Here is a 12,799-nt window from a genome sequence, read left to right as displayed (position 1 = left end):
ATGGCGCCGGCTGGTCAGACGCGCATCAACCCGCCGGAAACATCCCCAGCAGGTTCGCCACCGCCGCCGGCACGTCGGCAGCCTCGGTGATCGCGCGCACCACCGCCGCGCTGCCGACGCCGACCGCCAGCACCTCCGGCAGCCGCGCGGCGTCGACGCCGCCGATGCCGACCAGCGACGGGATCACCGGCTGCATCAGCTTCGCATAGGACTGGAAGCGGCCCATGCCCTGCGGCGCGGTCGGCATGACCTTGGTGGTGGTCGGGAAGATCGCGCCGAGCGCGAGGTAGCTCGGGCCGATGGTGGCCACGCGCAGCATCTCGGCGTAGCCGTGGGTGGACACGCCGAGGCGCAGGCCCGAGGCGCGCAGCGCGCCGAGGTCGGCTTCGTCGAGGTCTTCCTGGCCGAGGTGGATGCCGTAGATGCCGCTGCGCGCGCTGTCGTTGCCGAAGCCGGCGTGCAGCGCGATGGCCTCGCGCCAGTGGTCGTTGATGAACAGGCGCGCGCGGCTGCCGCGCGCGGCATCGGCGGCGCGCGCGATCTCGTCGCGCACGGCCTGCGCGTCGTCGGACTTGAAGCGCAGCTGCACCGTGGGCACGCCGAGCGGCACCAGCCGCGCGATCCATGCGGCGCTCGGCACCACGGCGTACAGGCCCAGCGGCGGGCACGGCGCGAACGGCGCGGCGGGCTGCTCGGGCGCGACCAGCGCGGCGTGGCGCACCTGCGGGAAGCGCGCGAAATCGGCCGGCCAGTCGAGCGAGCCGGGCCGCCACGCGCGCGCCAGGCAGAGCGCGTCGTGCGCGGGGAAATGCAGCGCCAGGCAGGCCAGCAGCACGGCGGTGAACGCGGGCGAGTGCGCGCTGTCGCCGTCGGCGTGGGCGCTGAACACCCAGGTGCCCATCGGCGAGCGCACGGTGTCGATCCAGCGGCCGCCCTCGCGCTCGCTCTCGATGGCGGTCGCGCCGGCGGCGGCGATGCGCGCGAGCGTGGCGGCGTCGGCCTCGCCGTCGCACAGCACCACGTCGGCACTGCCGGGCGCCTCGGCGCCGGCCTGCGCCAGCGCACGCCAGGGCTGGTCGCTGGTGCCGAAGGTGGCGCCGTAGCGCGCCAGCAGCGTGTCGCGCAGCGCGGCGTCGACGAGCGCTTTCACGGCGGCGCGGCTCATGCGCGGTCCTCCGTGCCCGCGGCGTGCCAGAACGGCATGCCGACCACGGGGGTGCTGGCCTGGGCGATGTCGCGCTCGGGCATCGGGCCGGCCAGGTAGGCGGTGCGGCCGGCGTCGACGGCCTGCGCGAACGCGCGCGCCATGTCGACCGGGTAGGCGGCCTGCGCCACCGCGGTGTTGAGCAGCACGCCGTCGTAGCCCCACTCCAGCACCTGCGCCGCGTGCGACGGCAGGCCGAGGCCGGCGTCGACGATCAGCGGGGTGTCGGGCAGGCGCTCGCGCAGCAGGCGCATGGCGTGCGGGTTGACCACGCCCTTGCCGGTGCCGATCGGCGCGGCCCACGGCATCAGCGCCTGGCAGCCCACGTCGAGCAGGCGGCGGCACAGCACGAGGTCCTCGGTGCAGTACGGCAGCACCTTGAAGCCTTCCTTGACGAGGGTCTCGGCCACCGCGGGCAGGTTGAGCGTGTCGGGCTGCAGCGTGTAGTCGTCGCCCACCACTTCGAGCTTGATCCAGTCGGTCTCGAACACCTCGCGCGCCATCATGGCGGTGGTGATCGCTTCCTGCGGCGCCATGCAGCCGGCGGTGTTGGGCAGCACCGGCACGCCGAGCGCCTTGAGCATCTGCCAGAACGACTGGCCGCCTTCGCCGTCGCCGACCGCGCCCTGGCGGCGCAGCGCCACCGTCAGCATGGCGGGGCGGGACGCTTCCACGGCGGCCTGCAGGGTGGCGGGGGACGGATAGCGCGCGGTGCCGAGCAGCAGGCGCGAGGCGAACCGCTCGCCGTACAGCACGAAGGGGTCGCCGAGCAGGCCGCCGCGTTGGTCGAGAGGATCGAGGGTATCGAGGGTCATGTCGGTTCAGCCTCCCGTGACGGGTTGCACGAGGTCGATGCGGTCGCCGGCGGCGAGCGCTGTTGCGCCATGCGCGGCGCGCGGCACGAACTGGCCGTTGAGCGCGGCGGCGAACGGCGGCGCGATGCCGGCGCCGGCCACCGCGTCGGCCAGCGTGGCGTGGTCGGCAAGGGCCAGCGGGCGGCCGTTGAGCAGGATTTCCATGGTCTGTCTGCGTCTGTTCAGTGCAGCACCGGCGAGCCGCCGGCGACGGTGTCGAGCGCCGGGCCGATCATGCCGGGCCAGCGCAGCGCGGCAGGCACGGCATGCGCGGCCGGGTCGCCGTCGAGCAGCGCGCGCACCACCTCGCAGGCGGCCTCGGTGACGGCCGGCGCGATCAGGAAGCCGTGCCGGTACAGGCCGTTGAGGCGCACGATGCGCGCATGCTGGTCGACCCGGATGGCGGGCAGGTGGTCCGGCCGCGTGGGGCGGCGCTGCACGTTGAGTTCGAGCACGCGCGCCTCGCCGAAGGCCGGATGCAGCGAGTAGGCCGCCGACAGCAGCTCCAGCGCGGAGCGCACGCTCATCGGCGAATCGTCGTCGCTTTCGATTTCGGTGGCGCCGATCACGTAGAGGTCGCCCGGCTTGGGCGCGATGTAGATCGGGTAGCGCGGATGCAGCAGGCGCACCGGGCGCTGCAGCTTGACCTCGGGCGCATGCACGCGCACCACCTCGCCGCGCAGGCCGCGCAGCCCGGGGATGGTGCCGCGCGCGGCCGCCTGCGCGGGCCACGCGGCGCGCGCGCCGAGGCCGCGGCAGTCCAGCACCACGCGGGCGCGGATGCCCAGCGCCGGCAGGTCCTGCGCCTCGACTTCGCCGGCTTCCCACACGCAGTGCACGCCGCTGGCCACGGCGCAGGACAGCAGCGCGCGCAGCGTGCCGCGGTTGTCGAGCTGGCCTTCGCCGGCCAGCAGCAGGCCCTGCGGGAAGCGGCCCGCGAGCGCGGGCTCCAGCGCGGCCACGCCGTCGCCGTCGAGCGCGCGCATGCGCTCGGCCACCAGCGCCGGCGGCGCCACCGCGCGCACGCGGCTGGCGAACAGCGACATCTCGCCGCGGTCGCGCGCATGCCAGACCACCAGCGTGCCGCCTTCCTGGAAGAACACCGGCTCGGGCAGCTCGGCCAGCCAGCCGCGCCACAGGTCGACGCTGGCGATGCCGAGCTCGACGATACGGCGCTCGGCGATCGCGGATTCGGCCAGCGGCGCCAGCATGGCGGCGGCCACGTGCGCGGCCGAGCCGGCGCCATCGGGACCGGCGCGCTCGACCAGCGCAACGCGCAGGCCGGCCCGCACCAGTTGCCAGGCGGAAAGCCGCCCGGCCAGGCCGGCGCCGAGCACGGCCACATCAAACGACTGCACTGTCATGGGGATGTTTGCGCCAGTGCCTGCCGCGACTGCGCGGCGGGCTCCGGCCTCCTTTCATTCATGGCGCGCCCCGCGGGCGGGGCGCGGTACTTCACGCGGCGCGCACGCAGGCGCGCGCCGCACCCTGCCTCACGAGTAGATCTTGCTGCCGCTCTTGACGAACTCGATCGACTTTTCCTGCATGCCCTTCTCGGCCTCCGGCTTGAGCGAGGCGGCGTAGTCGCGCACTTCCTGCGTGATCTTCATCGAGCAGAACTTGGGACCGCACATCGAGCAGAAGTGGGCGATCTTGGCGCCCTCGGCCGGCAGCGTGGCGTCGTGGAACGAGCGCGCGCGCTCCGGGTCCAGGCCGAGGTTGAACTGGTCTTCCCAGCGGAACTCGAAGCGCGCCTTGGACAGCGCGTTGTCGCGCAGCTGCGCGCCCGGCCAGCCCTTGGCAAGGTCAGCCGCGTGCGCGGCGATCTTGTAGGTGATGATGCCTTCGCGCACGTCCTCCTTGTCGGGCAGGCCCAGGTGTTCCTTGGGCGTGACGTAGCACAGCATGGCCGTGCCCATCCAGCCGATGTTGGCCGCGCCGATGCCGCTGGTGATGTGGTCGTAGCCGGGTGCGATGTCCGTCACCAGCGGTCCGAGCGTGTAGAACGGGGCTTCGTAGCAGTGCTTGAGCTCCTCGTCCATGTTGGCCTGGATGCGCTGCAGCGGCACGTGGCCCGGGCCTTCGATCATGACCTGCACGTCGTGCTTCCAGGCCTTGGCGGTCAGCTCGCCGAGCGTGCGCAGCTCGCCGAACTGGGCGTCGTCGTTGGAGTCGGCGATGCAGCCCGGGCGCAGGCCGTCGCCGAGGCTGAACGAGACGTCGTAGGCCTTCATGATTTCGCAGATCTCGTCGAAGTGCGTGTACAGGAAGTTTTCCTTGTGGTGCGCGAGGCACCACTTGGCCATGATCGAGCCGCCGCGCGAGACGATGCCGGTGACGCGGTCGGCGGTCATCGGCACGTAGCGCAGCAGCACGCCGGCGTGGATGGTGAAGTAGTCCACGCCCTGCTCGGCCTGCTCGATCAGCGTGTCGCGGAACATCTCCCAGGTCAGGTCCTCGGCGATGCCGCCGGTCTTGTCGAGCGCCTGGTAGATCGGCACCGTGCCGATCGGCACCGGCGAATTGCGCAGGATCCATTCACGGGTCTCATGGATGTGCTTGCCGGTGGACAGGTCCATGATGGTGTCGGCGCCCCAGCGGATCGACCACACCATCTTCTCGACTTCCTCGGCCAGCGACGACGTCACCGCCGAGTTGCCGAGGTTGCCGTTGATCTTGACGCGGAAATTGCGCCCGATCGCCATCGGCTCCAGCTCGGTGTGGTTGATGTTGGCGGGGATGATGGCGCGGCCGGAGGCGATCTCGCGGCGCACGAATTCCGGCGTCATGTCCTCGGGGCGCAGCGGCAGCGCGGCGCCGAGCGCGTTGCCCGGGTGCTGGCGCAGCAGCGCCTTGTACTCGGGCTTGTCGTAGAGCGCCTGCAGGTTGAGCGACTCGCGCAGCGCCACGTATTCCATCTCGGGCGTGATGATGCCCTGGCGCGCATAGTGCATCTGCGACACGTTGGCGCCGGCCTTGGCGCGGCGCGGGTTGGTCAGCTGTGCGAAGCGCAGGTGCGCGGTGGCCGGGTCGGCGGCGCGCGCCAGGCCGTATTCGGACGACAGGCCGGACAGCACCTCGGTGTCGCCGCGCTCCTCGATCCACCTGCCGCGCACCGACGGCAGGCCGGCCTTGAGGTCGATGTGCACGTCCGGGTCGCTGTACGGGCCCGAGGTGTCGTACACGGGAATCGGCGGATTGGACATCTCGCCCTTGTCCGTGCGCGTGGAGGTCTGCAGGATCGTGCGCAGCGGCACCCGGATGTCGGGCCGGCTGCCGGTCAGGTAGGTCTTGCTGGAAGCCGGATAGGCAAACTTCTTGTCGAGATCGGTCTCGAGCGATTCGAAGGAAGCGGCAGGGGCGGAATTTGTGCGGGCCATAGGTATCGTCCTCTCTCTTGCGGGGATGGACGAAACCAGGAGCCCTGAGCATGGGCCGGGCGCGATGGCCGGGTCATGTGCCTCGCGGGAGGCAGGAGCTGTTCGGTAGTCATGAAACTTCCCACGCCGGTACTAGCCGGATCGGGTTCGAAGGGACTCTCTCAGCCGCACGGCCCATCCGTGTGGCACCCCTGTTTCATCCAACGGGGTGAATTTAAGCACAAGGGCCGGGGCTTGACCACCCTTGTTTCAATCTGGACAGCCGTGCGCGCAAGTCAGGACTGGCGCTTGCTGCGGCGCGGCAAAAAAGCCGTGGGGCGCGATGGAGCGCGGTGGGACCCGGGCACCACACCCGGCAGACCTTGCCGGCCGTCACATAGCGCGCGGCTTGCTCTACCATGCAGAAAACAGCAGAAAACAGGACAACGCGGCCACGCGCCGCCCATTCCAGGAGACCGCATGACCGACGCCGCCACCCATCGCGTGTTCAACCAGGTGCCGGACCTTGCCGGCTACAACCTGTTCGCCGGCGATCCGGCCCTGCGCGCGGCGCTCGAGCGCCTCGGCGGCGGCTGGCATGCCGGCGCGCTCGACGTGTTCGGCGCGCGCCTGGGGCAGGCCGACGTGCAGCGCTGGGCGGCCGAGGCGAACCGCCACACGCCCGAGCTGCATACGCACGGCCGCACCGGCGAGCGCATCGACGAGGTGGAATTCCCCGCCGCGTGGCACGAACTGCTGGCCCTGCTGCGCAGCCAGCAGCTGCAGGCGCTGCCGTTCGCGCAGCCGCGCGACGGCGCCTGGGTGGCGCGCGCGGCGGGCTATTACCTGCAGGCGCAGGTCGAATCGGGCTCGCTGTGCCCGCCGACCATGACCTTCGCCAGCATTCCCGTGCTGCAAAAGGAGACCGCGCTGTTCGCCGGGCTGGGGCCGAAGCTGTTCGCCACCGAGCACGACGCGCGCGACCTGCCGTGGCGCGACAAGCGCGCCGTCATGATCGGCATGGGCATGACGGAGAAGCAGGGCGGCTCGGACGTGCGCAGCAACACCACGGTGGCGCGCGCCGTGCGCGGCGAGGGGCGCGGCGCCGAGTACGAGCTGACCGGGCACAAGTGGTTCTTCTCCGCGCCGATGTGCGACGCGCACCTGGTGGTGGCGCGCATGGGCGCCGAGGACGGACCGCTGTCGTGCTTCTTCGTGCCGCGCTTTCGCGACGACGGCAGCAAGAACCCGGTGCAGATCCAGCGCCTCAAGGACAAGCTCGGCAACCGCTCCAACGCCAGCAGCGAGGTGGAGTTCCGCGGCGCCACCGGCATCCTGATCGGCGAGGAGGGCCGCGGCATCCCGACCATCATCGAGATGGCGACCTATACCCGGCTGGACTGCGTGATCGGCAGCGCCGCCATCCTCCGCGCCGCGCTGGTGCAGGCGCTCCACCACGCGCGCCACCGCATGGCCTTCGGCCAGCTGCTGGCCGAGCAGCCGCTGATGCGCAACGTGCTGGCCGATCTGGCGCTGGAAAGCCAGGGCGCGACGCTGCTGATGATGGAACTGGCGCACGCCTTCGAGCGCGCCGACGCCGACCCGCTGGCGGCCGCGTGGAAGCGCATCGTCACGCCGGCGGCCAAGTTCTGGATCTGCAAGCGCGCGATCGAGGCCACCGGCGAGGCGATGGAGGTGTGGGGCGGCAACGGCTACGTGGAAGAGGGGCCGATGGCGCGGCTGTACCGCGAGGCGCCGGTCAACTCGATCTGGGAAGGCTCGGGCAACATCATGTGCCTGGACGTGCTGCGCGCGCTGCAGCGCAATCCCGAGGACGGCGCGCGGCTGCTGCAGGACCTCGCGCAGCGCGCCGGCGGGCATCCGGCCGTGCGCGCCGAGCTGGCCTCGCTGCAGGCGATGCTGCGCGACGCGCCCGAGCACCTCGAGGCCGGCGCGCGCCGCTTCGCCCAGGGCCTGGTGCTGACCGCGCAGGCAGCGCTGATGCTGAACCATGCCGACGCCGAGGACGCCGAGCGCTTCGTCGCCAGCCGCCTGGGCCGCCAGCACGGCCGCGTGTTCGGCACGCTGGAGGGCGACGCGGCGGCGCTCGCGCGCGTGGCGGCGCGCGCGTGGCCGGGCTGAGCTCGCCGCGCGCGGCACCGCGCCCGCCCTATCCGTCACTTCCGGAAATATTCTCCCGGCGCCGCTACAGGTGCCGGGAGACCTGCCGTAAACAGGCCTTGACCCAAATGGCATACATTCCATACATAAGTGCCGGCCGGTCCTCTTTCCTGACCTAGTGGCGCGCCTCCCGACGGGGGCCTATCAAACATGAACATCAGTCAACGCCTGTTGCTTTCGCTTTCGCTTGCCTTGCTCGCCCTGCTGGTCGTGGGCCTTGGCGGCATCTGGCAGCTCAGCCAGTCCGAAGCGCGCTTCGAATACTTCAACGACAACACGCTGGGCAGCGTGCGCACGCTCGGCGACATGAAGGACAACGTGAACGCCATGCGCATCGCGCTGTACCGGCACACCATGAGCGACGACCTCAAGGCCAAGGCCGAGGACGAGGCGGCGCTGGCCCGCGCCGAGGACAAGTTCGAGGCCACCGCGGCCAAGTATGCGCGCGACGACATCAGCGACGACACCGACCGCAAGCTGCTCGATGCCGACCTCGCCGCCTTCAAGCGCTTTCGCAGCGCGCGGCCCGCGCTGCTGGAAAAATCGCATGCCAACGATTACCAGGGCGCCCAGCAGATGCTGCTGGGCGGCGAGCTGAGCGAGGCGGCCTCCGCGCTGCGCAAGGCGCTCGACGAACATATCGCCTACAACGCCGAGCTCGGCGAGCACGCCGTCGCGGACAACCGCGAGCGCTACCACACCGCGGTGCTGGTGTTTTCCATCCTGATCGCCGCCGCGGTGCTGGGCACGGGCGCGCTGGCCGTGGCGCTGTACCGCCGCATCCACGGCAGCCTGGCCGAGATCGAGCAGACCCTCGAGTACGTCAGCGGCAGCCTCGACCTGGAGCGCCGCGCGCCGGTGGGCCGCATGGACGAGGTCGGCCGTACCGCGAGCGCCTTCAACCGGCTGCTCGAACGGGTCGGCGCCGCCATGCGCGAGGTGCGCGAGTCGACCGAATCGGTGGGCGTGGCCGCGCGCCAGATCGCGGCGGGCAACACCGACCTGTCGGCGCGCACCGAGCAGCAGGCGGCCTCGCTGGAGGAAACCGCGTCGAGCATGGAGGAGCTGACCACCACCGTGCGGCAGAACGCCGACAACGCGCGCCAGGCCAGCGGACTGGCCGGCGACGCGGCCAGCGTGGCCGAGCAGGGCAGCCACGCGGTGCAGCAGGTGGTGCAGACCATGGGCGCGATCGCGGCCAGCTCGGGCCGTATCGCCGAGATCACCAGCCTGATCGAGGGCATCGCGTTCCAGACCAACATCCTGGCGCTCAACGCGGCGGTGGAAGCCGCGCGCGCCGGCGAGCAGGGCCGCGGCTTCGCCGTGGTGGCCGGCGAGGTGCGCACGCTGGCGCAGCGCTCGTCGAGCGCCGCCAAAGAGATCAAGGACCTGATCGACGAATCGGCCGGCACCGTGCGCGCCGGCTCCACGCAGGCGCAGGACGCCGGCAAGACCATGGACGACGTGCGCCAGGCCGTGAAGCGCGTGTCCGACATCATCAGCGAGATCAGCGCGGCCTCGGCCGAGCAGAGCGCGGGGATCGAGCAGGTCAACCAGGCGGTCGGCCAGATGGACCAGGTCACGCAGCAGAACGCCGCGCTGGTGGAACAGGCCGCCGCGGCGGCGCAGTCGCTCGACGACCAGGCCGGCAAGCTGCGCGACACGGTGTCGACGTTCCGGCTGGCCGGGGCCTGAACAACCGGCATCGGTCGCGCCGGCTACACCGCCAGTATCTCGGCCAGGCGCAGCACCACGCGCGGGCCGTGGCGGATCAGGTCGTGCGCGCGCTCGCCGATCATGACGGCCGGCGCGTTGGTGTTGCCGCCGATCAGCGTCGGCATGATCGACGCATCCACCACGCGCAGACCCTCCACGCCGCGCACGCGCAGTTGCGGGTCGACCACCGCGCCCTGGTCCATGCCCATGCGGCAGGTGCCGACCGGGTGGTAGATGGTGTCGGCATGCTCGCGGATCATGGCGCGGATGGCGGCGTCGTCGCTGCCGTCGGCCTGCAGGTGCGCGGAATAGAGTTCCTTGCCGCCGAACGCCGCCAGTTGCGGCTGGGCCAGGATGCGGCGCACGATGCGCACGCCGGCCACGAGGTCGTCGAGGTCGCGCGGGTCGGACAGGAAGCGCGGGTCGATCAGCGGGGCCTCGCGGATGTCGGGCGAGGCCAGCCGGACCTCGCCGCGGCTGCGCGGGCGCAGCACGCAGACATGGCACGAGTAGCCGTGGCCGAAGCGGAGGCGGCGCATGTGGTCGTCGGCCATGCCGACCACGAAATGCAGTTGCAGGTCGGGCTCTTCGAGCTCGGGCCGGCTCTTGAGAAACGCGCCGGCCTCGGCGAAGTTGGAGGTCAGCATGCCGGTGCGCTCGCGCCGGTAGCGCAGCATCTCGGCCAGCAGGCGCAGCGCGCCGCCCGGCGACACGCCGAACAGTTCGGACGCCGCCACGCGCTTGTGCACGACGACATCGATATGGTCCTGCAGGTTCGTGCCCACGCCGGGCAGGTGGTGCACCAGCGGAATGCCGAGCTCGCGCAGGTGCGCGCCCGGGCCCACGCCCGATGCCATCAGCAGTTGCGGCGAGCCGAACGCGCCGGCCGCGACGATCACCTCGCGGCGCGCGCGCAGCAGCGTCTCGCGGCCGTCGAGCCGCACCATCACGCCGGCCGCGTGGCGGCCTTCGAAGGCAATGCGCAGCACCTGCATGCCGGTCAGCACGTGCAGGTTGGCGCGGCCGCCGTTGCTAGCCGGGTCGGCGGCATCGCCGCGGTGCAGGTAGGCGCGCGCGGCGTTCCAGCGCTCGCCGCCGTGCTGCGTCACCTGGTACCAGCCGGCGCCTTCCTGCTCCATGCCGTTGAAATCGTCGTTGCGGCGGTAGCCGGCCTGCTGCGCCGCCTCGATGAAGCGCTGGCCGAACGGATTGGGCGTGCGCAGGTCGGCGACGTGGAGCGGGCCGCTGCCGCCGTGCAGCGGGTCGTCGTCGCGCCCGGCCAGGCGCTCGTTGCATTCGGCGCGGCGGAAATACGGCAGCACGTCGTCCCAGGCCCAGCCGTCGCAGCCGGCCGCGGCCCAGCCGTCGTAGTCGGACGGACGGCCGCGCGTGTAGATCATGGCGTTGAGCGACGAGCTGCCGCCCAGCCCGCGCCCGCGCGGCTGGTAGCCGCGGCGCCCGTCCAGGCCGGGCTGCGGCACGGTGCGGTAGCCGTAGTTGTGGCTGCCGGCGCGCGGCAGCATGGCGGCGACGCCGGCCGGCGTGGAGACCAGCACGTGGTGATCGTGGCCGCCGGCCTCGAGCACCGCCACGCTGTCGCTGCCGCTGTCGGCCAGCCGTCCGGCCAGGGCGCAGCCGGCCGAACCGCCGCCGACGACGAGATAGTCAAAGGTGGTTTCCATCTGTCTCCCCGCGTGGCCGGGTGGCCGGCGCGCCGGCGTTGCCGCGCCCGCCACGGCGATCCCCGAGCCGGTCTGAAAACCAGTGTAGGCGCTTTGCGGGGAGGGGGAAAAGGACGAAGCGCAGACCGCCGCGGCCGCCGCCGCGCGCGGGCGCGCCCGCGCGGAGGCGCCGGCCGGCGCACCAGGAAAAGGCATGCGGACGGCCGCCCGGCGGGCCGTGGCGCACCTTGCCGTGCTTCCGCCCGAATGTCCGCCTGAACGCCTGTTTGAAGCGCCGCGCGCTAGAGGCGCGCCGCGATTGTGCGAGGGAGCGGCATGGCATATGGTGCGGGGATCGATAACGCCATGCGCGCCAGGGGCAGCGCACGGCCCCGGAGACCGAGAGATGAGAGAAGTGCCCGAGATGTCATCCGTGTTCGGCGCCATGCACGCCGCCTCGCGCAGCGACCAGGCGCCCGCCTGGGGCGTGCGCGCCGACCGCCTGCGGCGCCTGCGCCGCCTGGTCACGGACCACCGGGACGAGATCGCCGCTGCCATCAGCGCGGATTTCGGCAACCGCGCGCGCCAGGAAACCGCCCTGCTGGAGATCTTCCCGAGCGTGTCCGGCATCGACGACGCGCTGCGCCACGGCAAGCGCTGGATGCGCGTGCGGCGCGCGCGCACCGGCATCTGGTTCCGGCCCGCCAGCTCGCGCCTGATGCCGCAGCCGCTCGGCGTGGTCGGCATCGTGGTGCCGTGGAACTACCCGCTCTACCTGACCGTCGGCCCGCTCGCCGGCGCGCTGGCCGCGGGCAACCGCGCCATGATCAAGCTTTCCGAATACACGCCGCGCTTTGCCGCGCTGTTCGCCACGCTGGCGCAGCAGACCTTCGCCGCCGACGAAGTCACCGTGATCAACGGCGACGCCCTGGTGGCAAGCAACTTCTCCGCCCTGCCCTTCGACCACCTGTTGTTTACCGGCTCGACCCAGGTCGGCCACCACGTCATGCGCGCGGCCGCCGCCAACCTGACGCCGGTGACGCTGGAGCTGGGCGGCAAGTCGCCCGCCATCCTCGGCCCCGGCGCCGACCTGGAGCGCGCGGTGGAGCGCATCCTGGTCGGCAAGCTGCTCAACGCCGGCCAGACCTGCATCGCGCCCGACTACGTGCTGCTGCCCGAAACGATGCGCGAGCGCTTCGTCGAGTCGGCGCGCGCCTGCGCCGGCCGGCTCTACCCTGACCTGGACACCAACCCGGACTACACCACCATCATCAGCCCGCGCCACTTCGCGCGGCTGGGCGGCCTGGTGGACGACGCCGCGCGCGCGGGCGCGCGCGTGGTGCCGCTGACGCAGGCCGCGTCGGACGCCGCGCGCCGCCGGCTGGCGCCGGTGCTGCTGCTCGACGTGCCCGGGGACGCCACCGTGATGCGGGAGGAAATCTTCGGCCCGGTGCTGCCACTGGTGACGTACCGCTCGCTGGAAGACGCGATCGCCTACGTCAACGCGCGCCCGCGTCCGCTGGCGCTGTACCTGTTCGAGCGGGAGCGCGGCGCGATCGACCGCGTGATGGCGCAGACCGTGGCTGGCGGCGTCAGCATCAACGAGACGCTGCTGCACATCGCCCAGGAAGACCTGCCGTTCGGCGGCGTCGGGCCCAGCGGCATGGGCGCGTACCACGGCGAGGCGGGCTTCGCGACCTTCTCCAAGTTCAAGCCGATCTTCCGGCAGTCGGCGCTCAACGGCGCGGGGCTGCTCAAGCCGCCCTACGGCAAGCGCTTCGAGACGATGATCCGCATGCTGCTGCGCTGAAGCGGCCGGGGCCG

At 71.9% G+C, this 12,799-nt stretch carries 9 protein-coding genes and 1 riboswitch; of the genes, 3 read left to right on the top strand and 6 right to left on the bottom strand.

Annotated features, from left to right (window positions below; genetic code table 11):
* Nucleotides 1-25: 25 nt before the first annotated feature.
* From ACWTPI_RS01200 to thiC, 5 genes are all read right to left on the bottom strand, one after another.
* Complete coding sequence (locus ACWTPI_RS01200) at nucleotides 26-1,165, bottom strand: thiamine phosphate synthase (protein WP_454730771.1); 1,140 nt, start codon at nucleotides 1,163-1,165, stop codon at nucleotides 26-28.
* On the bottom strand, nucleotides 1,162-2,019 hold the full coding sequence (locus ACWTPI_RS01195) for a thiazole synthase (protein WP_454730770.1): 858 nt from the start codon (nucleotides 2,017-2,019) through the stop codon (nucleotides 1,162-1,164). The genes ACWTPI_RS01200 and ACWTPI_RS01195 overlap by 4 nt, the downstream gene beginning before the upstream one ends.
* A gap of 6 nt (nucleotides 2,020-2,025) precedes the next feature.
* Nucleotides 2,026-2,223 carry a sulfur carrier protein ThiS gene (gene thiS, locus ACWTPI_RS01190; RefSeq protein ID WP_020205941.1) on the bottom strand — a complete coding sequence of 66 codons (198 nt, stop codon included), beginning with the start codon at nucleotides 2,221-2,223 and terminating at the stop codon, nucleotides 2,026-2,028.
* A gap of 17 nt (nucleotides 2,224-2,240) precedes the next feature.
* Complete coding sequence (locus ACWTPI_RS01185; RefSeq protein ID WP_020205940.1) at nucleotides 2,241-3,422, bottom strand: FAD-dependent oxidoreductase; 1,182 nt, start codon at nucleotides 3,420-3,422, stop codon at nucleotides 2,241-2,243.
* Between the two features lie 129 nt (nucleotides 3,423-3,551).
* Complete coding sequence (gene thiC, locus ACWTPI_RS01180) at nucleotides 3,552-5,438, bottom strand: phosphomethylpyrimidine synthase ThiC (RefSeq protein WP_020205939.1); 1,887 nt, start codon at nucleotides 5,436-5,438, stop codon at nucleotides 3,552-3,554.
* Between the two features lie 101 nt (nucleotides 5,439-5,539).
* Nucleotides 5,540-5,641: riboswitch (TPP riboswitch) on the bottom strand.
* Nucleotides 5,642-5,897: 256 nt separating this feature from the next.
* Between thiC and ACWTPI_RS01175 the strand changes: the two genes are divergently transcribed.
* Together ACWTPI_RS01175 and ACWTPI_RS01170 are read left to right on the top strand one after the other, a co-directional pair.
* Nucleotides 5,898-7,559, top strand: a complete 1,662-nt coding sequence (locus ACWTPI_RS01175) for an acyl-CoA dehydrogenase family protein (protein WP_454730769.1) — start codon at nucleotides 5,898-5,900, stop codon at nucleotides 7,557-7,559.
* Between the two features lie 189 nt (nucleotides 7,560-7,748).
* On the top strand, nucleotides 7,749-9,293 hold the full coding sequence (locus ACWTPI_RS01170; protein ID WP_454730768.1) for a methyl-accepting chemotaxis protein: 1,545 nt from the start codon (nucleotides 7,749-7,751) through the stop codon (nucleotides 9,291-9,293).
* 23 nt (nucleotides 9,294-9,316) lie between these two features.
* On the opposite strand, the gene ACWTPI_RS01165 is transcribed toward ACWTPI_RS01170, so the two are convergent.
* Nucleotides 9,317-10,996, bottom strand: coding sequence for a GMC family oxidoreductase (locus ACWTPI_RS01165; protein ID WP_454730767.1), 1,680 nt, complete (start codon nucleotides 10,994-10,996; stop codon nucleotides 9,317-9,319).
* 385 nt (nucleotides 10,997-11,381) lie between these two features.
* Here ACWTPI_RS01165 and ACWTPI_RS01160 point away from each other — a divergent pair, with 385 nt between their 5' ends.
* On the top strand, nucleotides 11,382-12,785 hold the full coding sequence (locus tag ACWTPI_RS01160; protein ID WP_454730766.1) for a coniferyl aldehyde dehydrogenase: 1,404 nt from the start codon (nucleotides 11,382-11,384) through the stop codon (nucleotides 12,783-12,785).
* The last annotated feature ends 14 nt before the right edge of the window (nucleotides 12,786-12,799 follow it).

The organism is Cupriavidus ulmosensis (genome assembly GCF_977008105.1).
The sequence above is the reverse complement of the archived record's forward strand: the minus strand, read 5'-3'. Positions and strand labels throughout refer to the sequence as shown.